The organism is Pseudoalteromonas sp. SG43-6 (assembly GCF_014164365.1).
GTDB lineage: Bacteria > Pseudomonadota > Gammaproteobacteria > Enterobacterales > Alteromonadaceae > Pseudoalteromonas > Pseudoalteromonas rhizosphaerae.
Window position 1 is genome coordinate 17,009 of sequence record NZ_JACJEZ010000019.1, and the last position, 22,966, is coordinate 39,974.

Consider the following 22,966-nt stretch of genomic DNA (forward strand, 5'->3'; position numbering starts at 1 on the left):
CGTCAAAATCAATATTCTAGTTAAGAAATTGACGTTATTGTTTTGTTAATTGGAATGTTGCTATTAATGGCAGTATATTTGAGGTATAAAATTCGCAGTTATATGCAACTGCGGCTTTCGATGTATAGATCCAAGCTAATTTATTTATGACCAAAGAAATAATAGCTTGCCAATTAACTAGTCAGTACTTGGCTGTGAACTTGTGCATTTAATATTACAACTTTTGCACGTTTGAAGAAGTTAAACTCAGCTGCCGTTGCTAGAGAATATGCGCCCATCATATGACTGATGATCAGATCACTATTATTTTGGTAACACAATAGCTTCACTCACAACATCAATGCTGTTTAGGGTTGGACCTACTAATACAGATTCAATAAGCTCTCTGTGTTTTTTTATTGAGTTTATTGGATAAGCTGCTTTATCTAACATTAAACCGCTGAATGAATCATAAATGCCGATATCTAAGTAGTACCAATGTTTGATCTTACGAATAGCTTGATCCATTACTGATAGAGCGCTGGTTACGCAGCTGGCAACCATCAAAGCTTCTGGCTCTACAATTGCACGTCCCGTTTCTCGTAGCTGTACAAGCGCATCATTAATTAAAGCTCAAGTGCATCACGAATATCCGCATCACGCTTAATTGGAGGGTATGAATAGTATACTCACTTGTTCCACCTTGGCTGACAACAAAATCAACTTCACAGCTTGTTGCTAAGTCAAAGCTAGACCTTCTTCCAGTAGGACGCAAAAACAGCCGCGTATGATGAAGTGCAAAATGTAAGGTAATGCGCAGCTAAGAGCACTTTACTGTTGACGTACAGCTTCACAGTGAAGAACCATTCATGACGCGCCATGATAATAAAAGCAGTGTTTACTTTCTAAAATAGAAATATCAAAAAAGTAAATAAGATTTTTTATTTTAACAGAGCGTAGCGAAAATCTCGGGGGGCTTGTCCCAGTCTGTACTATCGAAAACATGGAACTTCAAAGAAATACGCATCACGTTTTTAGGATAATGTCCCATTTTGTGTGGATATCAAAATATCAAAATATCGATATAAAGTGTTCTCAGAACCTTATAAATCAGAGATGAAAGCAATTATTCAAAAGATTGGTTACGAATATGATATTGATATAATTGAGTTAGAAATACCATAAGATCATATTCATATGGTAGTTCTAAGTGAGCCGAAAATGTCACCTAGTAAAATAATGCAGGTAGTAAAGAGTATTTCGGCGAGAGAATTCTTTCGACTTTATTCAGACATAAAGAGGCGATACTTTTTTGTGGTAAGTTGTGGACTCAGAGTTATTTTGAAGAAATGATAGGAAATGCAAACGAAGGTACGATCAGAGCGTATGTGCAAAACCAGCTAATCGAATTAGATAGTAAAGAAAAGCACGGCGCTCAGTTAGGGCTCATATAAACGTAGTCGCTTGCGGTCGATTCTTTAATAATCATTGAGTTGAAAGTGTTTTTTGCTTTGTTTTCGACAAGTAAAATTAATCTTTATAAATATCTGGTTTATAGTAGGTTTTATAAATAGTCATAATTCGTTCAGCGATTTCAGGAGCAAAATTAGCATAGTGATATTGCTTTATGGGCTGGTGCATTTTAGCACTTTGCATAAGTGTATCTATTTGCTCAATCATTTCAGCGCCAACTTGGGTTCTGCTACAGGCAAAGTAGCCGCTATTAAACTCTGGGTATTCTATGATCTCACGACTATCTAGTTCAGCATATTGCTGCGGAGTTAAAAAGTGTTTAACACTCACGTCATAGTCAATGATCATATCAACACGCTTATGTAGGAGTAGTTTTGCTAACCGGGAAAAATCACCCGAACCAATTATGGGCACAATTTGATGTTGGTACATTGTCAGTATACTATCAAGTTCTTGATAACTAGTAGATGTAAGTATGGCAAAGGTGTGTTTATTTGCGAGTAACTTTGATATTGAAACTTGTTCAGGCAAATCTTTGAGTGTGTCTTTCAGTCCAAATACTCTGCGTTGCAAGAACATGGAAGAGGGCATAGCAGAGAAAATAAATTGTTTTTTGCGCTGAGGTGTTTTCAATATATTAAAACTACACACATCGGTTTGACCAGAGAGCTGCTTTAGCAGGCGAGCAACGTTAGTTGTGTATTGCTCTACTTTAAATTTATGACTGAGTGCTTGTGTAAAAGCAGCAAGGTAGCGCTCATCAGCAATTGATTTCTCTTCTGCAGTGAGAAAATACTCATAAGACAAAAGGGTAACAGCTTGCTTTGCATAGGCAAGGCTCGGCAGCATAAAAGCACAGAAAATGAGTAGCAGAATTTTCATACAAGTTCCTTTTTGTTATTATTAAAATAACAAGAAACTTTAATTTTGTCTTTTAAAAAAAGCCCTTGCGGGCTTTATATAATTAACGTGCATTGGTGCTTTCAAAGATTTTATCGGCCGATGCAGCAACGAAACCGGTATATAGTTCACCATCAGGTTTCGCATAACGCAGGGCAAACTCATAAAAACAACTAGGTACGCTCATCGTCGTGTCACTAAACTCTACGGCAAAGTCATCGGCAAGGGTTGATGATTGCTCAAGTAATACCTCAGGTGAGCCTTTTACTTCCCCGCCTGAAATATTAAGGGCAAAACCGGCATCTTTAAGCGCTTGGTTAACGTCTTCAATTTTATCAAATTTGGCAAGTTCATTAATGTTCACGGTGAAATGATTAGCACGGTAACCCCATGCTGACATCCACGCTGCATATTCGCTTTCAGCCAGTAACTGTTTATAAGTTTCAGAGCTTACTTGCCAATGGGTGCCTGAGTATAAGAAGTTTTCTGCGGTTACGGCATCTGCATCTATGCTGGCAACCAGCTCATTAACGATGGCTTGCAGTTGCTCAGAACATTGCTCTACAAGTAATTCAGAAATAAATACTTTTGGTTGCTTTGGATCGCTATGCTCATAATGTTTAGCATACAATTTTTTAGCTTCAAAATGATATTCACCACATTCTTTATAACCGACGGCTAAGAAATGGGCGGCTAACTTTTCCAGACCAATTTTTTCATGATTGAAAGTGCGTAGTGCAATATGGTCGTTGATCACATCATCTTGTTGTGTCGAGCCTAGTAGCTCATGAACTTTTACAGCTGACGGTGTTACCGCTAGGTAGTTTTGCCATAAGTTGTCAAAAAGGGCATTTACATCTGTGTGCATTTTTAATTCCTTAATTTAATTTCTGCAGCCGTTAAGCTGCAGACTGATTATTCAATAATTAAGCCCGGCGCAAGGGTACTTGGTAAACTAACGCTTGGTGCTTCAACAGAGGCTACTGGGTATGAGCAGTAATCTGCGGCGTAATAGGCGCTCGCTCTGTGGTTACCACTGGCACCAATACCACCAAATGGCGCGGCACTTGATGCACCGGTAATTGGGCGATTCCAGTTAACAATACCGGCGCGAATGTGCTTTAAGAAGTGCTCATAATCTTCACTTGAGTCACTTAAAAGCCCAGCCGATAAACCAAATGAGGTATTGTTCGCTTCCACAATTGCACTGTCAAAGTCGCTATAGCGATAAATTTTAATTAATGGGCCAAAGTGTTCTTCATCTGCGATGCTGGCCACATTTGTTACATCGATAATACCAGGGCTTACAAAACCGGTGCCTGGTTTTAAGTGTTTTAGTTCAACTAAAGGTTCAGCTCCCATATCAATCAATTGTTGCTGAGCGGCGACCATCCCAAGCGCGGCTTTTTCGCTGATCATAGCCCCCATGAAAGGTTGTTCTTCGCTAAAGCTGTCTGCAACTTTAATACTTTTAGTTGCGGTGATCAGCTTTTCTAAAATAGCATTACCATTAGCTGTATTTGCAATAAATACCCGACGGGCGCACGTACAGCGCTGACCAGAAGTTATAAAGCCGGATTGGATAATGTCATGCACGGCAGCATTTACGTCAGCCACATCTTTAATTATGAGCGGGTTATTTCCCCCCATTTCTAGCGCTAAAATTTTACCTGGATGTCCAGCAAACTGCTTATGTAATAAATGACCTGTGTTTGAGCTGCCAGTAAAAAACAAGCCATCGGTATCTTGGTGACTAGCAAGTGCAATACCGGTGTCAACTTCACCCTGAACAAGGTTGATCACCCCAGCTGGCAGGCCTGCTTTTAACCATAACTCAAGTGTGTATTGAGCAACAAAAGGGGTTAGCTCTGATGGTTTAAAAACGACGGTATTACCCGCTAAAATTGCCGGAACAATATGACCATTAGGGAGGTGGCCTGGGAAATTATAAGGGCCAAAAATAGCCACTACGCCATGCGGCTTATGACGAATAAAAGCTTTAGCGCCGGGCATTGGATTTTCAGTAGTGCCTGTTCGTTCATTATGAGCTTTTATTGAGATCGCCACTTTGCCTGTCATAGCACCCACTTCGGTGCGTGTTTCCCATAGTGGTTTACCTGTTTCGCGGGCAATGATAGTCGCAAACTCTTCGCTATTTTCTTTTAGCTGGCTGACAAAACGCTCAAGAACCGCAATACGCTCTGTAATTGGGGTATTTGCCCATGTAATGTGTGCCTGACGAGCTGATTTAATCGCTGCGTCTACTTGTTCTTTACTTGCCGCTTTACCTTGCCAAACAATATCACCGTTACTTGGGTTTATTGAACTGAAATCATGACCTAAGCCAGTTTGCCATTGGTTATTGATTAGTTGGCTGTTGTGCGTATTAACGCTCATAGAAACTCCTACAGAGGTTTACAGACGGAAAAACCGCGCTGCATCTCCTTGTTTTAATTTAAGTGCTTTTGCAACTTCACTACTAATAATCAAGGTATGTTTAGCATGATTATAATGTGCATGTTTTGTGAAAGTGGCTCTGAAGTCATTCACGCCTTGATTACAAATAGCTAAGGTGTCGGAACTTTGTTGATTAATATGATCAAGTTCACCTATGGTAATAGGGCATACTTGAGATTCACGGATGCTACGTATATTGCCAAGTTTGGCTTCAACTGTTGGCCCAGCATCAAATAAATCAACGTAACCTCGATGCTCAAAACCTTCTTTTTCAAGCAATTTTAGTGCAGGTTTAGTGTGCTCGTGTACTTTACCAATTACAGCTTGCGCTTTTTTGCTTAACAGGTTGGCGTAAATAGGGTACTTGGGCATTAATTCACTAATAAATACTTTATCGCCTAAGCCGACTAAATGATCGGCTAGTGGGAATTCAATACTGAAAAAATGTTCTTCAAGCCATTGCCAAAATGGAGAATGGCCGTTTTCGTCACTAACGCCACGCATTTCTGCAATGATGGTATCGGCAAAACGCTCACTGTGTTGAGCCATAAACAAAAAGCGTGAACGCGATAAGAAACGTCCTGTTAGCCCTTTGCGGCTATCTTCACGTAAAAACAGTGTGCATATCTCTGAGCAGCCGGTGTAATCATTACACATACTGAGAATATCAACGGTGTTATATACGTTAAGAGTGCGAGAATGATGAACCGTTTTACCTAAATGATAGTGATACAAAGGAACGTTCATACCGACCGCCGCTTCAATCGCGGTAGTGCCGACTACTTGACCTGTTTCACTGTCTTCTAATACAAATAGGTAGCCCTCGTCTTGAGGCTTATTAATGTTTTTTGCAAAGCTCCTTTCTGCTCGTTCAATTTTCTCTAGCAACAAGGCATCATCAACAGGTAATGATGTAAAACCATGGCCTGACTCTATTGCTATTTGTTTTAGTGAGTCAAAATCATTTGCGGTTATAGGACGTAATACTTGCATTTAAAAGTGCTCCATTAACGCCCTAAACAGGGCGTTAAATTAGGTTAACCGTTTACAACGTCTGCTACGGCTTTTTCAAAGCGCGCTAGACCTTCTTTAATGTCCTCAAGTGGGATCACCAGTGAAGGCGTAAAACGAATAACATCAGTACCAGCAACTAAGCTCATTAGTCCTTGTTGAGTACTTGCTACCAAGAAGTCGCGAGCGCGCCCTTCAAACTTGCTGTTTAGTACGGCGCCTAATAATAGACCTTTACCGCGTACTTCACTAAATACGTCGTATTTTGCGTTGATCGCTGCAAAACCATCACGGAAAAGCTGTTCACGCTGTTTAACGCCGCTTAGCACTTGTTCGGTATTCACGGTATCAAATGCCGCTTCTGCCACTGCACACGCTAACGGGTTACCGCCATAGGTTGAACCATGCGTGCCCACTTTAAGATGTGCTGCAATATCAGTCGTGGTGATCATCGCACCAATAGGGAAACCGCCACCTAACGCTTTTGCTGTTGTTAAAATATCTGGTGTCACGCCTAATTCTTGGTATGCGTATAGTGAGCCTGTACGGCCTACACCCGTTTGTACTTCATCAAAAATAAGCAATGCATTGTGTTTATCACACAAAGCACGCACACCTTTGATAAATTCATTATTTGCAGAGATAATGCCGCCTTCACCTTGCAGAGGTTCCATCATTACGGCACAGGTTTTATCGCTGATCAGTGCTTCAAAAGCTGCTAAATCATTGTAGTCACAATGATCAATTGCGGCTGGTTTAGGACCAAAACCGTCAGAATATGCGGTTTGGCCACCCACAGTTACGGTAAAAAAGGTACGACCATGAAAGCCTTTGTTAAATGCGATTATTTGGCTTTTATCAGCACCATGTACATCCAATGCTAAACGACGCGCGAGTTTTAGCGCTGCTTCATTTGCTTCTGCGCCTGAGTTTGCAAAGTAAACTTTGTCTGCAAATGTTGCGTCGGTGATTTTTTTAGCTAATCGAAGTGCTGGCTCATTAGTCATCACATTGGATAAGTGCCAGATTTTTTCGCTTTGCTCTTTTAACGCATTAACAAGGGCTGGGTGACAGTGACCTAAACAGTTGACCGCAATACCGCCAGCAAAGTCAATATATTCTTTATCGTTTTGATCCCAAACACGAGAACCTTGGCCACGCACCGGAATAACCTCTGATGGGTTATAGTTAGGGACCATTACGTCGTTGAATAATTCTCTTGTTACTTGCATTTGTTACACCTAATTCTGGCTTAATATGAAAAAAACAAATTGCATTTGATGGGTTAATCAAGCCGTTATTACCCTGCAATAATGTGCTTTAATGATTTTTCTTATTTACTACCGCTATTATCTGAGTTCAAAGCTTAAATTTGCAGTGCTATTTTGTGAAAAATGATTAAAATAAAACACAAAATGACGAGGTTAATAATCAATATGATAACTATACAAGACGAAAAGCTACTTTCTATACTTCGCACGAATGCCAGAGCGAGTATTTCTGATCTTGCCAGGGCACTTAACTTATCGCGCTCAACTGTACAAAGTAGGATGTTAAAGCTAGAAGAAACTGGAGTAATAAAGGGCTACAGTGTTGACTATGGCGATGCGTACTTAAGTGCCATGGTATCGGCCCATGTATCAATTAAGGTAAAGCAAAAACTAACCACTAAAACTAACCTTGAACTCAAGCAGATTGATGCTATTTCACAATTGTATGCTATCAGTGGTGAGTTTGATTTGATAGCCGTTGTACAAGCACAAAATTTAGAAAAACTCAGCCATTTACTCGATGACATTGGTAACTTAGATGGGGTTGAACGTACGACTTCCTCTGTTATTTTAGAAACAAAGTTTAAACGCTAAGTTGACCACAAATACAGAATGTCATACTTTATATATATTATTTTTTGCTGTGTAGCGTATTGAGGTTAAATTATTTCCTATCTTTACGACTAAACAAAACAGTATTTACGCACTACACTTACTACTAGCGCTGGGTTTTTTACTCGTTAATGTAATTATGCTCCCTAATTTTATTGGCGTTTTTATTTGGTTTATATTTTCTAGAACTTATGTTCGGGTAATTAATCATAATTAAGAATCTTCAGTTATTTGAATATAGGATCCCTATGGAAGAAAACTTATTAAATTCTGTTATTAAAATAACTAAAAACCGTGATGTAGATTCATTAGAATATAGCTTGATCTCGACGATCCAAGAATTTGTTGGTTGTACAGAAATTGTAGTTTATAAGGATTTAGACGTACACACTGATTTAACGATTGAGCGCAGCATATCGTTAAAAGTAATTAATGGTAATCAGTTTGAATGGGCACAACGTAAAGTAGTCGATTCACCAGAGCCAGAACTGTTGTCATGTTTGCGCTCAGCATGCATTATTACTGTACAATCAGCGGATGGCATTGAGAAGCGTTGGTTACCAATTTCTTTGCAAGATAAGCCGATAGGCGCTATTGCGGTTGTATGTAAAGATTTAAAAAGTGCGGATCAAGTGTTGCTTAATGCCTTTTGCCGTATCTATGAAAATTATTTATTTATCTTGCATGAAAATGAACGGGATCAACTCACAGGTCTGTTAAATAGACAAACATTTGATAAAAAAATAAAGCAGCTAATTGAAAAGCAAGTAATAAAACAGCATAAAACAGCAAAAATGGATAACAATCGCAAGCGTAGGCTCAGCTCAACATCTTGGCTGGCAATGCTTGATATTGATCACTTTAAAAAAATAAACGACAGCTTTGGTCATGTTTGTGGTGATGAAGTTTTATTGCTGCTTGCACAAAAAATGCGCCACTTTCTACGCTCAACCGATTTGATTTTTCGCTTTGGTGGAGAGGAATTTGTGCTCGTGTTTGAACCCACCAATTTTGAGTCGATTGAAAAGAAAATGAATGAGTTTATGGAGATGATCAGAGAAACTCATTTTCCATTTGTTGAAAATATGACCGTTAGTATTGGCATGTGTCGCATCAGCCCTTACGACTTTCCTATTAATGTGTTAGAAAATGCGGACAAGGCACTTTATTACGCAAAGGAAAATGGTCGCAATAGGCTGTGTTTTTATGAACAGTTAATGGAGAACAACTTGATTGACTCAAATGATAAAAGCACGGATATAGATTTATTTTAATCTGACGCCTTTGGTATTTTCTTAATGATAGTTTTTGTTACTTCATCAAGTTTAATGACATAAGCGTTACCGCCAATTCCTTTAAATTCTTCATCGGTAAATACAATGGTATTTTCATCATAGAAAGTAATCGCTTCTTTTTGAGTCACAATCCCCAAATCTATTCGTGATACGTCCCCTGAGAAAAACTTATCACCAGTAAAGTTTTCAAATAACCAAATGCTTGTTGAATCTAATAATACTAACTTTGTACGATCGGGGCTCAGTGCTGCAGAGGTTATCCAGCAAAGCTTTTCCATTGTTGTACAGGTTTTAAATGAATCTATTAACTGCGCATCAAAATTAGCTGCATGATCGCCAACTTTATAAACATTAGTAATGCCATCAAACGGCTCAGTACGGTTTTTAGTAAACAAATATAAGTGACGGCCAAAGGCAACAAATGCTTCTAGATCAAAGTTTCGCTTATCTGGTGTGATAGGGCTACCGTCAAGTTCTGGATAAGTAAACTTGATAATTTCAGCTTCGGTGGTATCAGTTTTGATGTCGATGGGATTTTCTATTTTATAAATAGTGAGCCACTTACGTTCTTGTTTATTATTACCAAAGTCACCTAAAAAGAAGTGCCCAAAGTCATTCTGAGTCATATCTTCCCAATCAATGTTTTTCGCATTAGTAACAAGGACCTCTTTGGCGATAGAGCCATCTTCGTTGAGGCGATAAAGTTTTGGATCATCACCGCTGTCATTTATTGCCCACAAGCGCTTGAATTTATCAAATTCGATCCCCGATATTTCTTTGAGTTTAGGATCAACACTGAGTTTCTTTTTGCTGTATAAGGTATAAATTGAAATGCTGGTAAGTACAATACTCACCAAAATGATGATTGAGATTAATGAATAAATACTTTTTTTAAGCATGGAGGAAGTAGAATCTGATACTAAGTTATTGAGTATTATTATCTATTTTAAGGTGAATTTCCATGCCAATAAGACTATAAATGAATAATCGTTAAGTTTCGAGGCTCCATACGCCAGTGCCTGTCGCCGCTATATGATTAACATTTCCTTGTAGTACTTTGCTGCCAACATTCACAGATGACTGCGGACGACTGACCAAATACCCTTGCACGCAGCTAATACCCATACGCTTCACTAATTCAAACTGGGCGATTTCTTCCACCCCTTCAGCAACGATTTTAAGGCCGAGCTTCGAGCCTAACTCACTGATTGAATTTAATATTTCATTATACTTCGGGTTTTCATTAGCTTGGGCTATGAATAATCTATCAATTTTGATCACATCAATAGGTAGATCAGCTAAGGTGCTTAAAGAACTAAAACCGGTACCAAAGTCATCAATTGCGATAGTGACGCCTTCTTTTCGTAATTTTTCTAATTCATTAATAATAGTGTGACTTGCGGTGATCAATGTTGATTCGGTGATCTCTAACATCAAAGAAGTAGGCGGGAGACCCGTTTTTGCGAGTTTTTTCATTACCCATTCGTGAATAGGGCGATGTTTGAGTTGAATGCCTGAGACATTAACTGAGATTTTAACTTTGCGCATACCAGCATTATGCCAAGCTGCCATTTGTCGACATGACTCTAGCATTATCCAATCACCAAGCTCTAATATAAGGTTTGATTCTTCGGCAATCGGAATAAACTCTACTGGAGAAATAGCCCCTTCAACAGGATGATCCCAGCGCACTAATGCTTCGAAGTAATCGATGGCGCAATCTTCAACATGCACAATAGGCTGAAATGATAAATGAAAATTATGACACGCAATCGCTAAACGCAGCTCTTCGAGTAAGTAGTGGTAGCGACGCATTTTATTGCCCATTTCTGGCGAATAGACTTTAAAAATACCACGTCCATCGGTTTTAGCACGATACATAGCCACATCCGCCATTTGCAACAAAGCATGGGGAGTTGATGCACTCTCAGGATAAACCGCAATACCGACACTGGCACTGATCTTAATTAGTTTATTGCCTAGTACAAAGTCTCGCTCTATTTCGTTTAATACATGCTGTGCAACATCCAAACTTTTAGAACTGGAATCAATGTTATTAATAAAAATAGAGAATTCATCGCCCCCTAAACGTGCTAGATTTTGCTCTAGCAGACTGGTGGGATTGATATCATTAAGCTTGTGATGGCGTAATACGCTGGCGAGGCGTTCGGCTACTTGAATCAATACTTCATCACCAAAACTGTGACCAAAAGAGTCATTTACTTGCTTAAAACCATCTAAATCAATAAATAACAAGGCACAGTGAATGTTTGTGAGTTCAGCACCACTGAGTTGACGGTCTAAGTGCTCAATATAAGCGTGACGGTCAATTAACAAGGTCAATTTATCTTGGCAAATACTGGTTTGAGTTTCACGAGCATAATTGGCTACATGGCTGGTTAAGGCATTAATTGCTTGGCTTAAGCGGGTAACTTCTGTTGCATGCTCAAGCTCAGGAAGTTGAATGTTAAATGACTCGATTACTTTTTTTGTTTGTGTATTAAGTTGTTCTATTAATTGTTTTTCGCGTTTAATGTTTAATTGCTTACCAAAATACCACGTTAAAAATAAACCTATTAAAATCAATAAAATAAAGTTTATGGGTGACAAAATAGTGGCATTGAGCATTGATGACACTTGGGCAGTAATAAATTGTGTGTCTGTTGCTTTAATAAGTAAATAATCCGTACCATCTTTGCGAACAATATAATGGCCATTTAATATAGGATTATACCAAGAGGGCATCGTTAGTTGGGTGGTAGCAGTATCAAAAGCGCGAGTGGCAATACTAGATTGTTGCGGGTTAATGGTATTGACTTGCTTGGTCAATAAAATATTCATGCCGTAGCAAAAAATAAACATAGCAATAAAGGCAATACTGAGTAAGCGAAAAAATTTAGTCATTCCATTAAACCATTTTATCCCAATTATATGAGTTTTTTATTAGGTATTACATAATTTTATCAGTATATAGTTTGTCAGAGTCACTGACAAAACATTTCTTTTACAATAGTCTTGTAAAAGCAACCCTTTTCCTGTTAAGTGTTATTTTATCGATGTTTGCCGAACTTTTACTCAATTTAATCATTAAATAAATTCACTTTACCAGCGGTTATTTGTTAACTACTTTAAAGGTCATAATTCAGACCGTGATTAAACTTGGTTTAGTTCTTGCTCTCATTTAATTGGTGATAATGAGGTGAGTGTTTTGTGTTTTATTTGCACATATTTGGTGCGATATTTTTTTAATTGCACTGTCATAAAGCATAAATATAACTTTGTTTAACTAGGGTGTGTTTATTTTTCGAGGTTACTTTTACTGCAGTATGTTTGATTGTTAGGCAAATCAGAGCACATAGTAGTGTTTTATCTACATAGATTGTGCGATAACGTAGCATAACGACCAAGCGCAGTCTGAAAGTTGAACAAATTTCAAGCTTGAAAAGTTACACGCCCTAATAAAAATACATTTTACAGCCCTGCGTATGTTGAGTAGTTGAACGCACTTCTGTGGCAAGGATTAATTGACCTTAAGGTTTAGTTTGGAGCCCACTATGTTAAGTAAACGATTTTTTAAAACTAAAAATGAAGCTGAAGTTACATTTGAATTTCAGCATCCTCAGGCTGAGCAAGTTCAGTTAGTTGGTGAATTTACTGATTGGCAACCTGTTACTATGAAGTTTAATAAAAAAGAGCAATGTTTTAAATTAAAACAGCGCTTACCGAACGATCAACAGTTTCATTTTCGATATTTAGTTAATGGTACTATTTGGGATAATGATCATCATGCTGATGGATACATAGCAAACAGCTTTGGTACAGAAAATAGTATAGTCAATACACAACGTATTTAAGGCGCGGTAAATGGAGTCTCTTTCACAGCTTTTTTATCTACATGGTATTGGCTATGAATACACCAAATATACCGGTGAACACGTGGTTTTTAGCGATGCAACCCGCAGTGCGGCACTCAGTTGTTGTGGTGTTGATGTTACAGATCACGCTCAAATAGCGCATTTAAATATCAGCTTAGATGCCAATAAGTGGCTGCAACTAGTACCAGAGTGTAGTTTGGTATGTGCTGAACAACCAGCCGTTAAAGTGCGTATTGATAGGCGTATGCTAGGGCAACAATGTACCGTATCATTTGCACAGCTTGATTTGCCCAGCATTACTCACCAATTAGCTGATTTGCAATGCAGTGGCGATTATTTATTTAACGACGTCACTTATTTAGAGCTTATTTTTCCGCTTCCATTATTGCCAATTGGTTATCATGATGCGCATATTAGCGTTGCAGGTTTAACGGCGACAACTCAACTGTGGGTGACACCTAAATATAGTTTCCAAGTGACAGATAAAAAGCAAAGCGGGCTTTCAATTCAACTTTATAGTTTAAAAAATAATGCAGCACTAGGGATAGGCGATTTTGCCGATTTATTATCGCTGACCGAGCAAGCAGCAAGTCATAAACTGGATTATATTTTACTCAATCCACTGCATTTATTATTTTCTGAGCAACCAGAGCGAGCAAGTCCCTACAGTCCAAATAATCGCGCGTTATTAAACCCACTCTATATATCAATTGATTTATGCGATGACAGCATTAATAACCCCGATATCACTGCGTATTTACAAAGCAGCTATGCGAGTGACTTTAAAAAGCGGACTCTGCAGTCGCAGTATATTAATTACAGTGCAGTGAGTGAATTCAAATACGCAGCCTTTAACTTGCTATACCAGCATTTTTGTATGCATGGGAGTGAGCACCGCAAACAACACTTCAGCGATTTTTGTCAACAGCATGGTTCGACACTTGCGACCTTAAAAGTTACTGACAGCGACTTTGCTTACTACTTGCAATGGCTAGCATATGTGCAATTAAAATTATGCCAAACTACCGCCCGAGAGCAGGGAATGAGTATTGGTTTGATCAATGATTTAGCGGTGGGTTGCGCCGGTGATGGCAGCGAGTTTCTCAATCAACAATCGTTGTTTACCGATTCTGCTTATGTAGGTGCACCGCCTGATCCATGGGCAGAGCATGGCCAGAACTGGGGATTGCCAGCATTGAATCCGATTAAGCTCAGCGATAATAATTTTAGCTACTACCGAGCATTGATCCGTGCCAATATGGAAAACGTTGGTGGCTTACGTATTGACCATGTTATGGCTATCCGCCGTTTATGGTGGTGTTTTGAGCATCAACAGCAACAAGATGGTTGCTATGTGTATTATCCATTTGAGCATTTATTAGCGGTACTGACAATAGAATCCCATTTGAATCAATGTATTGTCATTGGTGAAGATCTTGGGGTTGTTCCACCAGAGGTGAAAGCTGCACTTGCAGATAAAGCAATATTTTCAAATAGCTTATTCTATTTTGAAAAAGATTATCAAGGTGAATTTTTAGCGGCTCAGTCATTTGCGCCACAATCATTGTTAATGGTTGCAAACCATGATGTACCGCCTTTCTTTGGTTGGTGGCAGGGGCTTGATCTTACTTTGAAATTAAAATATCAATTAATTGATGAACAACAGTTAACTCAACTGCATGCAGACCGAGAAATTGAAAAACAACGACTACTGCGTTTTCTGTCAGGATGTGCAGAGCACTCCTTGTTTGTGGACAGTACAGCAAGTGATGTTTATCAGGCGCTGACCTTAGGCTTGGCCGCTGCACCAGCGCGGTTATTTACTATTCAGCTCGATGATTTAGATGAGCAAACATTACCTGTAAACATTCCTGGAACGGATCAAGAATACCCTAATTGGCGTCGGGTATTAACGCATTCAAGTGAACAAATATTAACTCGTCACAGTGCATTTCTCAGTGCTATTAATTCCATAAGGACTAATTAAATGAACAGTATTGTTCGTAAAACCGCAAAGTCACAGCACTATGATCAACAAGTTAATGCTTTAAAGCGCGGCTGTTTTAAAGATCCGTTTAGTTTTTTAGGCGTACATGCAATTACTGACACGCACAGTGAAATACGCTGTTATATGCCCGGGGCAACAAAATTAACGATTAAACTGCCTCAGCAAATGATTGTTAGCATACGCTATGGTGATTCAGATTTATTTATAGCACAGCTTAGTAATCAAGATATTTCAGCTTATCAGCTAGTGGTAGATTACAGCGATTGTCAGGTTATTTGTGAAGATGTGTATAGTTTTGATAGCAGCCTAGATGATAGTGCAATGTACTTATTTAATGAAGGCACATTAGAGCATGCATATCGCCATCTTGGTGCCCACTTTATTGATTTTAAAGGTGTTGCAGGTGTGCGTTTTAGTGTTTGGGCACCTAATGCTAGCAGTGTTTCAGTTATTGGCGAATTTAATCACTGGCAGCAAAGCCAACACTTTATGCGTTTTAACCCTGCGTCTGGAGTCTGGGATTTATTTATTCCAGAGCTCAGTGAAGGTCAGTGTTATAAGTTCTCTATAACAACTCTCAGTGGCGAAGTGCTCGAAAAGGCTGATCCATTTGCATTTAAAATGCAGCAAGCACCAGGCACTGCTTCAGTACTTCAAACTCGGCCCACAGCAATTAAACTAACTGATAAAATGCAACGTCAGCGTGTTAAACGCAACGCGATTGATGCACCTATCTCTATCTATGAAGTGCATTTAGGTTCTTGGCAGCGAGAAGAGGGAGATCGTTATTTAACTTATCAAGAATTAGCACAGCGGTTAATTAATTATGTCACTGAGCAAGGCTTTACGCATATCCAACTTATGCCGATCAGTGAATTTCCATTTGATGGTTCTTGGGGGTATCAGCCAGTTGGCTTATTTGCACCAACGAGTCGGTTTGGCGGTTTGGATGATTTTCGTTATTTTGTAGAGCAATGCCACCAAGCTAACATTGGTTTACTCATTGATTGGGTTCCAGGCCACTTCCCAAGTGATCCACATGGCTTGCATCGTTTTGATGGCACACATTTATTTGAACATGCCGATGTGCGTCAAGGTTTCCATCCAGATTGGAATACCTATATCTACAACTATGATCGCCCAGAGGTTCGCAGCTTTTTAGTTGCTAATGCAATGTATTGGTTAGAAGAATTTGCCATTGATGGATTACGTGTCGATGCTGTTGCCTCAATGCTATACCTTGATTACAGTCGTGAAGATGGACAGTGGATCCCGAATAAGTTTGGCGGACGTGAGAATCTTGGTGCTATTGAGTGTTTAAAACAAGTTAACTTACGTTGTTATGCTAATAACCCCGGCATTATGATGGTAGCTGAAGAGTCAACGGCATGGCCTGGTGTTACCCGTCAGGTGAATCATGATGGCTTAGGGTTTGGTTATAAGTGGAATATGGGCTGGATGAACGACAGCCTTCACTATATGCAACGCGATCCTTTATATCGCCAACATCATCATCACGAATTAACTTTTTCGATGGTGTATGCCTATAGTGAAAATTATATTTTACCTTTAAGCCATGATGAAGTGGTGCACGGTAAAGGCTCATTAATTGAAAAAATGCCTGGTGATGATTGGCAAAAATTTGCAAATTTACGCGCGTATTATGCATTTATGTGGGCGCATCCAGGCAAAAAATTACTGTTCATGGGCGGTGAGATTGCCCAGCGTAGCGAGTGGAATCATGATCAATCAATTGATTGGCATTTACTTGAGCATCTATCGCATCAAGGTGTACAACGAACTATCGCGCAGCTCAATAAAGTATATCGCGATGTTCCAGCTTTACATCAGCTAGATACTGATCCGTCAGGTTTTAGCTGGATCGATAATCAAAATGCTCAACAAAGTATTTTTAGTTTTATTCGCTTTGCTAAGAAAGCCAGTAATTACGTGGTTGTGGTAAGTAACCTCACACCAACGGTTTATCATGATTATTGTATTGGTGTACCAAGCTCAGGTGAATTTGAAGTCATTTTAAATACCGATGACGAACAGCTATTTGGCTCTGGAGTACAAGTGTGTGGGCAATCAGCTAAAACAACCAGTACAGCAACTCCATGCCACGGGCATCAACATAGCATTAAACTCTCACTGCCAGCGCTTGCGACGGTTTATTTAAGAAGGGTGGCTGATGAGTTTATCGATTGAATTAAATAAAGGGCAAACTTTTCCGCTGGGAGCCAGTGTATTAACAAACGGTGTAAATTTTGCTGTTTATGCGCCATTGGCTAAACAGTTGTATGTGTGTTTATTTGATGCCAGTGGTCATACCGAAGTTTTAAAGTTAGCAATGAATAATAATGAAGGGGGGATATGGAGTTTACATATAACCCCACTGGCTATGGGCACTTTATATGGTTATCGCGCAGAAGGTGAATATCAACCTAAAAAAGGATTGTTTTTTAATAGCCAAAAATTGTTAATTGACCCCTATGCAAAAGATTTATTTGGTGAGTTTACCTGGAGTGAACGCCACTATGGGCAAATGCCTAAAGGTACTTTGAGTACGGTAAACAACGCCATTGATATCCCTAAATCTAAAGTCACACAGCTGCAGCCTTATCAAGGTAAAAAACCGAGCCATAGTTGGGGAGAAACGGTTATTTATGAATGTCACGTTAAAGGCGCCACAGCACGACATCCCTCTATTCCAAGTCAGCTACAAGGTACCTATTTGGGCTTGAGCCATCCCAGTTTTATAGAGCATTTACGTACACTTGGCGTAACCACTTTAGAATTGTTACCGGTACATAGCTTTATTAGCGAACAGTTTTTAACCGCCAAAGGCCTGCAAAACTACTGGGGTTACAATACATTAAATTTTTTTACACCAAATAAAGATTACTTAGTAACTGATGAAATTGGTGAATTTCAACAAATGGTTACTAAACTTCATCAAGCGGGTATTGAAGTGATTTTAGATGTGGTTTACAACCACACCGCAGAGGCTGGTAGCGACGGTCCTTTGTTATCTTGGCGCGGCCTAAATAACCCAGGTTATTACCGTAGTGTTAACGATAACCCTGAAGTTTATATCAATGACACTGGGTGTGGTAATACCTTAAATATAGACGACCCATTTAGCTTGAAAATGGTACTCGATAGCTTACGTTATTGGGTAGAAATAATGGGTGTTGATGGTTTTAGGTTTGATTTAGCAACTATTCTTGGACGGACGCCGCATGGCTTTAGCCAAACCCATAGTTTTTTACAAGCAATCAATCAAGATCCAGTGTTAAGCCAAGTGAAATTAATTGCTGAGCCTTGGGACATAGGCCCTGGTGGTTATCAATTGGGAGCATTTCCTGCGCCTTGGCGTGAGTGGAATGATAAATACCGTGATGTTGTTAGGCGCTTTTGGCAAGGGCAGCACAATATGCTGGCTGATCTTGCAAAACGTTTACATGGCTCTTTTGATTTGTTTGATCATAATCACCGTGGGCCATTAAATAGTATTAATTTTATAACCAGTCATGATGGCTTTACTTTAACCGATTTAGTGAGTTACGAACAAAAGCATAACGAAGCAAATGGTGAACAAAACCGCGATGGGCACAGTGCTAATTATTCGTTTAATTGCGGTGTTGAAGGCTTTACTGATGATTTAAAAGTTACCTCCATGCGGTTACAACAACAAAAAAACTTTTTACTTACCTTACTACTTTCCAAAGGGGTGCCTATGCTGTCATCAGGCAGTGAAATGGGGCACTCGCAAGGAGGGAATAACAATGCTTATTGTCAAAATAACCGCACTAGTTGGCTGGCATGGAAAGACTCGCAGCGTAGCCACAGCCTCATTCGTTTTATTGACGATGTATTGACCTTACGAAAGCAACACTGTGTGTTTAAACACAGTGTATTTTTACACGATAGCGATAAGCGATTTAGTGTTGATTGGTATACCGAGCAAAGCCAAGCCATGCAAGAAAGTGACTGGCATGATGGTTCAAAACAGTTTTTGATGTATAGCTTAAAAGATACACAACTAAATACGGCATTACTCATTATTTTGAATGCCAGTAATGTGGCAGTTAAATGTCAATTACCTGCTAATCACGATTTATCGGTATGGCGTTTAGCGCTTAGCAGTGTTGATCAAGCAATGGTTAAAAATACAGAACAGTTTGAGGTTGCTGCACAAAGCAGTTGGGTTTTTACAGCCAATTTAGAGGACGAATGTAATGGCGAATAATGGTGAACAAATGTGTGTTGCTAAAGGTTGGCAAGATGCCCCTTTAATAGATGAAAGTACGCTTGAAGATGATTTATCACGCCATTTCTATTATACCCTTGGGCGCGATAAGGTCGGAAAGTCTCAACTGTATTTGTATAACGCACTAGCGTTGACAATTCGCGATCGATTAGTCGCTCGTTGTCGAGCAACAAAACAGCAAATGCACAGTGAAAAGCGTCGAAAAACGGCTTACATATCACTTGAGTTTTTAATGGGCCGAGCATTAGGTAATGCCATTTTAAATTTAGATTTAGAAGAGCAAGTCAAACTTGCACTTAATAATTATTGCGCTCACATTGAACATGTTGCGCAAGCAGAGCATGACGCTGGGTTAGGTAATGGTGGTTTAGGCCGCTTAGCTGCGTGTTTTCTAGATAGTTGTGCGAGTTTAGCATTACCTGTAACCGGTTATGGTATTCGTTATGAATACGGCATGTTTAACCAGTCAATCGAAAATGGCCATCAAATAGAGCAGCCTGATAATTGGTTACGTGAAGGGCATCCATGGGAGCTGAGCGCACCAGAGCAAGCCAAGCGTGTTAAGTTTTTTGGCCATGTTGAAAGTTATACTGATAAGAACGGACGCATTCATCGACAATGGTTAGACACTGAAGATGTATTAGCTGTCCCTTATGATGTGCCGATCCCTGGCTATAAAAATGACATAGTTAACACCCTCAGACTCTGGAAATCAGAAGCCACTGATGAGTTTGATTTAGGTGAGTTTAACGCCGGTAGTTACTCAGAAGCCGTCGCGCATAAAAACCTTGCCGAACAAATCACCATGGTACTTTATCCTAATGACAGCAGCGAAAATGGTAAAGAGCTACGTTTAAGGCAGCAATACTTTTTATCGTCGGCGAGCTTACAAGATATTGTTGGTCTATGGGTATCACAGCATGGTGAAAAGTTTAGTGATTTTGCTGATTTTCATGTTTTTCAACTTAATGACACCCACCCAAGTATTGCTGTTGCAGAGTTAATGCGATTGCTGATTGATGATTATGACTTGGATTGGGATGCTGCATGGCAGATCACCACAAAAACCATGGCGTATACCAATCATACGTTACTTCCAGAAGCGCTCGAAAAGTGGTCTGTGTCATTATTTGCGCGTTTATTACCGCGTATTCTTGAAATAATTTATGAAATAAATGCACGTTTTCTTGCTCAAGTTGCGTTGGCGTGGCCGGGGGATGTTGCAAAACAACAAGCGTTGTCTTTAATTGAAGAAGGCTCAGATCCACAAGTAAGAATGGCGTATTTAGCCATTGTTGGCAGTTTTTCAGTTAATGGCGTAGCAGCATTGCACACAGAATTACTTAAAGAAGGTTTGTTTAAAACTTTTTATGAATTGTGGCCTGAAAAATTCAACAATAAAACTAATGGTGTAACGCCAAGGCGGTGGATAGCTCATTGTAACCCCAAACTAACACAGTTGATTGGTGAAAAAATTGGTCAAGATTGGGTGAGGGATTTTGCGCAAATTAGCCAGCTGCGTCGCTATTATGATGATGTTAAATTCCATAAACAATGGCAAAGCGTCAAACTTGAAAACAAACAACGGCTAGTTGATTTAGTCAAAGAGCGTTGTGGTGTTGAATTTGACACTAGCATGCTATTTGATGTGCAAGTTAAACGAATTCATGAGTATAAGCGCCAATTACTGAATGTATTACACATAATTCACTTGTATGACCGGATCCGTCGTGGCGATACCGCCAATTTAGTGCCACGCTGTGTATTACTAGGAGGAAAAGCTGCACCGGGGTATTACATGGCTAAGCACATTATTAAGCTAATTAATAATGTTGCAGATGTGATCAACAAAGATCCGCTTGCTCAGCCTTATTTACGGGTGGCATTTTTACCAAATTATAATGTTACAGCAATGGAAACGATTTGCCCCGCAACAGACTTGTCTGAACAAATTTCAACCGCAGGTAAAGAAGCATCTGGTACCGGTAATATGAAGTTTATGATGAATGGGGCGTTGACGATTGGCACTTTAGATGGTGCTAATATAGAAATTCGCGATGCAGTAGGGGCTGATAACTTCTTCTTATTCGGCGCACAAGCGGAACAAATTGAGGGAATAAAACAAAGCTACAACCCATTACACATTATTCATAATACGCCTGACTTACTAAGTGTTATGCAATTACTTGAAAGTGGGCACTTTAATTTATTCGAACCTGGTTTATTTGACGACATTATTGGTGCAATCAAAAGCCCACATGATCCTTGGTTGGTTGCCCACGATTTTGATAGTTTTGTACAAGCACAAAAGGCGGTTGAACACGCTTATCAAGATCAACAGCATTGGACGCAAATGAGTATTTTAAATACTGCGGCCAGTGGTACTTTTTCAAGTGATAGAACGATCAGCCAATACAGTGATGATATTTGGCATTTGGAAGCATTAACAACATCTAGTTCGGCCGACACAGCCGTAAGCAACAGCAAAGATTAATACGGAGATAAATTATGCCAAGTTATGCAAATCGCTACATAAGTAGTCTGACACGAGAAACCTACGCACTGATTTTAGCAGGGGGCAGAGGTTCACGCTTACATGAATTAACAAACTGGCGGGCCAAACCGGCAGTTTATTTTGGTGGCAAACATCGTATTATCGATTTCCCGCTATCAAACTGTATTAATTCAGGTATTCGTCGTGTTGGGATTGCCACACAGTATAAATCGCACTCGCTGATCCGCCATGTCAACCGTGCATGGGGCCACTTTAAAAAAGAACTGGGTGAATCGGTAGAGATATTACCGGCATCACAGCGTTATGGTGACGAATGGTATTGCGGCACTGCAGATGCGGTGTTCCAAAATATGGATATTATTCGTCATGAGCTACCTAAGTATGTAATGATTTTATCTGGCGATCATGTTTACCGTATGGATTACGGCGGCTTATTGGCAAAACATGTTGAAACAGGTGCAGACATGACGGTGTGCTGTATTGAAGTTCCTTGCGAAGAAGCCGCAGAAACATTTGGTGTGATGACGGTAGATGAAGAGAAACGAGTACGTCGTTTTGACGAGAAACCGAAAATGCCAAGTTCAATTCCTGGTCGTCCGGGCACTTGTTTAGCGTCAATGGGTAATTATGTATTTAATACTGAGTTCTTATTTGAACAACTAAAAAAAGACGCAGAAAACGAAGGTTCAGGCCGTGATTTTGGACATGATATTATTCCGGCAATTATTGAAGAGCATAATGTATTTGCTTTTCCATTTCGAGAGCCAGGTCATGACGGCCAACCTTATTGGCGTGATGTGGGTACACTTGACTCATTCTGGGAAGCAAACATGGAACTGGTGATGCCAGAGCCACAGCTGGATTTATACGACCCAACTTGGCCTATTTGGACTTACCAAGAACAACTGCCACCAGCTAAGTTTATTTTTGATAATGATGACAGACGTGGCATGGCTGTAGATTCAACCGTATCAGGCGGCTGTATTATTTCAGGCTCGGTGGTTCGTAAATCACTGTTATTCTCTAATGTACATATTCGCTCATACTGCGTCATTGAAGAGTCGGTGATATTACCGGGTGCGATTATTCAACGTAATTGCCGCATTCGTCGTGCTATTATTGACCGTGGTTGTGAAGTGCCTGCGGGCGTTGAAATTGGTTTTGATCGCAAAGCAGACGAAGAAAATGGTTTCAGAGTATCTAAAAAGGGTATTGTATTAGTGACCCGTGAAATGCTCACAGAACTTTCCAAAAAACTTGAGCGCCAAGAGCGTGAGAGTAAACAATTAGCTTAAAA

General features: G+C 39.6%; 16 protein-coding genes and 1 pseudogene. 9 read left to right on the forward strand and 8 right to left on the reverse strand.

Features of this window, described 5'->3' with window-relative positions; translation table 11 throughout:
- Nucleotides 1–303: 303 nt before the first annotated feature.
- On the reverse strand, nucleotides 304–543 hold the full coding sequence (locus H5201_RS23170) for a hypothetical protein (protein ID WP_259399680.1): 240 nt from the start codon (nucleotides 541–543) through the stop codon (nucleotides 304–306).
- A 552-nt stretch (nucleotides 544–1,095) separates the two neighbouring features.
- On the opposite strand from H5201_RS23170, the pseudogene tnpA reads away from it, so the two are divergent.
- Nucleotides 1,096–1,433: pseudogene (gene tnpA / locus H5201_RS23550) on the forward strand (IS200/IS605 family transposase).
- A gap of 76 nt (nucleotides 1,434–1,509) precedes the next feature.
- On the opposite strand, the gene H5201_RS09865 reads toward tnpA, so the two are convergent.
- The 5 genes from H5201_RS09865 to H5201_RS09885 form a co-directional block, all read right to left on the reverse strand.
- Entirely contained in the window at nucleotides 1,510–2,334 is an 825-nt protein-coding gene (locus H5201_RS09865) for a transporter substrate-binding domain-containing protein (RefSeq protein WP_182784487.1), read from the reverse strand.
- Between the two features lie 82 nt (nucleotides 2,335–2,416).
- Entirely contained in the window at nucleotides 2,417–3,220 is an 804-nt protein-coding gene (locus H5201_RS09870; RefSeq protein WP_149980151.1) for a DUF1338 domain-containing protein, read from the reverse strand.
- Between the two features lie 47 nt (nucleotides 3,221–3,267).
- Nucleotides 3,268–4,749, reverse strand: a complete 1,482-nt coding sequence (astD, locus tag H5201_RS09875; RefSeq protein WP_182784489.1) for a succinylglutamate-semialdehyde dehydrogenase — start codon at nucleotides 4,747–4,749, stop codon at nucleotides 3,268–3,270.
- Between the two features lie 18 nt (nucleotides 4,750–4,767).
- Nucleotides 4,768–5,802, reverse strand: a complete 1,035-nt coding sequence (gene astA / locus H5201_RS09880; RefSeq protein WP_149980153.1) for an arginine N-succinyltransferase — start codon at nucleotides 5,800–5,802, stop codon at nucleotides 4,768–4,770.
- Between the two features lie 44 nt (nucleotides 5,803–5,846).
- A complete protein-coding gene (locus tag H5201_RS09885; protein WP_182784491.1) occupies nucleotides 5,847–7,052 on the reverse strand; it encodes an aspartate aminotransferase family protein in 1,206 nt (401 codons plus the stop codon).
- A 204-nt stretch (nucleotides 7,053–7,256) separates the two neighbouring features.
- On the opposite strand from H5201_RS09885, the gene H5201_RS09890 reads away from it, so the two are divergent.
- On the forward strand, nucleotides 7,257–7,685 hold the full coding sequence (locus tag H5201_RS09890; RefSeq protein ID WP_145235943.1) for an Lrp/AsnC family transcriptional regulator: 429 nt from the start codon (nucleotides 7,257–7,259) through the stop codon (nucleotides 7,683–7,685).
- A gap of 266 nt (nucleotides 7,686–7,951) precedes the next feature.
- Nucleotides 7,952–8,977, forward strand: a complete 1,026-nt coding sequence (locus H5201_RS09895; protein ID WP_182718639.1) for a GGDEF domain-containing protein — start codon at nucleotides 7,952–7,954, stop codon at nucleotides 8,975–8,977.
- On the opposite strand, the gene H5201_RS09900 is transcribed toward H5201_RS09895, so the two are convergent.
- Both H5201_RS09900 and H5201_RS09905 read right to left on the reverse strand, forming a co-directional pair.
- Nucleotides 8,974–9,897 carry a hypothetical protein gene (locus H5201_RS09900; RefSeq protein ID WP_182718640.1) on the reverse strand — a complete coding sequence of 308 codons (924 nt, stop codon included), beginning with the start codon at nucleotides 9,895–9,897 and terminating at the stop codon, nucleotides 8,974–8,976. The two genes, H5201_RS09895 and H5201_RS09900, sit on opposite strands and share 4 nt — an antisense overlap.
- 91 nt (nucleotides 9,898–9,988) lie before the next feature.
- Nucleotides 9,989–11,902 carry a bifunctional diguanylate cyclase/phosphodiesterase gene (locus tag H5201_RS09905; RefSeq protein WP_182718641.1) on the reverse strand — a complete coding sequence of 638 codons (1,914 nt, stop codon included), beginning with the start codon at nucleotides 11,900–11,902 and terminating at the stop codon, nucleotides 9,989–9,991.
- 650 nt (nucleotides 11,903–12,552) lie between these two features.
- Between H5201_RS09905 and H5201_RS09910 the strand changes: the two genes are divergently transcribed.
- The 6 genes from H5201_RS09910 to glgC are packed head-to-tail and all read left to right on the forward strand — an operon-like array spanning nucleotide 12,553 to nucleotide 22,964.
- Entirely contained in the window at nucleotides 12,553–12,852 is a 300-nt protein-coding gene (locus H5201_RS09910; RefSeq protein WP_182718642.1) for an isoamylase early set domain-containing protein, read from the forward strand.
- Nucleotides 12,853–12,862: 10 nt separating this feature from the next.
- A complete protein-coding gene (gene malQ, locus H5201_RS09915) occupies nucleotides 12,863–14,860 on the forward strand; it encodes a 4-alpha-glucanotransferase (RefSeq protein WP_182784493.1) in 1,998 nt (665 codons plus the stop codon).
- The gene (gene glgB, locus H5201_RS09920; protein WP_182718644.1) at nucleotides 14,861–17,089 is read left to right on the forward strand and encodes a 1,4-alpha-glucan branching protein GlgB; all 2,229 of its coding nucleotides are present in this window, start codon (nucleotides 14,861–14,863) and stop codon (nucleotides 17,087–17,089) included.
- Entirely contained in the window at nucleotides 17,073–19,133 is a 2,061-nt protein-coding gene (glgX, locus tag H5201_RS09925) for a glycogen debranching protein GlgX (protein ID WP_182784495.1), read from the forward strand. Before glgB ends, glgX begins: the two co-directional genes overlap by 17 nt.
- Nucleotides 19,123–21,648, forward strand: a complete 2,526-nt coding sequence (locus tag H5201_RS09930) for a glycogen/starch/alpha-glucan phosphorylase (RefSeq protein WP_182784496.1) — start codon at nucleotides 19,123–19,125, stop codon at nucleotides 21,646–21,648. Before glgX ends, H5201_RS09930 begins: the two co-directional genes overlap by 11 nt.
- Nucleotides 21,649–21,662: 14 nt before the next feature.
- Nucleotides 21,663–22,964 (forward strand): glucose-1-phosphate adenylyltransferase, encoded by a 1,302-nt coding sequence (glgC, locus tag H5201_RS09935; RefSeq protein WP_149980163.1) that lies wholly within the window; start codon nucleotides 21,663–21,665, stop codon nucleotides 22,962–22,964.
- Nucleotides 22,965–22,966: the final 2 nt, after the last annotated feature.

What these genes read in the sequence shown, in the direction of transcription:
- H5201_RS09865 (WP_182784487.1), bottom strand. Translation starts at nt 2,334, where the DNA reads ATGAAAATTCTGCTACTCATTTTCTGTGCTTTTATGCTGCCGAGCCTT.
- glgX (WP_182784495.1), top strand. Translation starts at nt 17,073, where the DNA reads ATGAGTTTATCGATTGAATTAAATAAAGGGCAAACTTTTCCGCTGGGA.
- astA (WP_149980153.1), bottom strand. Translation starts at nt 5,802, where the DNA reads ATGCAAGTATTACGTCCTATAACCGCAAATGATTTTGACTCACTAAAA.
- H5201_RS09870 (WP_149980151.1), bottom strand. Translation starts at nt 3,220, where the DNA reads ATGCACACAGATGTAAATGCCCTTTTTGACAACTTATGGCAAAACTAC.
- H5201_RS09900 (WP_182718640.1), bottom strand. Translation starts at nt 9,897, where the DNA reads ATGCTTAAAAAAAGTATTTATTCATTAATCTCAATCATCATTTTGGTG.
- H5201_RS09905 (WP_182718641.1), bottom strand. Translation starts at nt 11,902, where the DNA reads ATGACTAAATTTTTTCGCTTACTCAGTATTGCCTTTATTGCTATGTTT.
- H5201_RS09910 (WP_182718642.1), top strand. Translation starts at nt 12,553, where the DNA reads ATGTTAAGTAAACGATTTTTTAAAACTAAAAATGAAGCTGAAGTTACA.
- H5201_RS09890 (WP_145235943.1), top strand. Translation starts at nt 7,257, where the DNA reads ATGATAACTATACAAGACGAAAAGCTACTTTCTATACTTCGCACGAAT.
- astD (WP_182784489.1), bottom strand. Translation starts at nt 4,749, where the DNA reads ATGAGCGTTAATACGCACAACAGCCAACTAATCAATAACCAATGGCAA.
- glgB (WP_182718644.1), top strand. Translation starts at nt 14,861, where the DNA reads ATGAACAGTATTGTTCGTAAAACCGCAAAGTCACAGCACTATGATCAA.
- malQ (WP_182784493.1), top strand. Translation starts at nt 12,863, where the DNA reads ATGGAGTCTCTTTCACAGCTTTTTTATCTACATGGTATTGGCTATGAA.
- H5201_RS23170 (WP_259399680.1), bottom strand. Translation starts at nt 543, where the DNA reads ATGGTTGCCAGCTGCGTAACCAGCGCTCTATCAGTAATGGATCAAGCT.
- glgC (WP_149980163.1), top strand. Translation starts at nt 21,663, where the DNA reads ATGCCAAGTTATGCAAATCGCTACATAAGTAGTCTGACACGAGAAACC.
- H5201_RS09895 (WP_182718639.1), top strand. Translation starts at nt 7,952, where the DNA reads ATGGAAGAAAACTTATTAAATTCTGTTATTAAAATAACTAAAAACCGT.
- H5201_RS09885 (WP_182784491.1), bottom strand. Translation starts at nt 7,052, where the DNA reads ATGCAAGTAACAAGAGAATTATTCAACGACGTAATGGTCCCTAACTAT.
- H5201_RS09930 (WP_182784496.1), top strand. Translation starts at nt 19,123, where the DNA reads ATGGCGAATAATGGTGAACAAATGTGTGTTGCTAAAGGTTGGCAAGAT.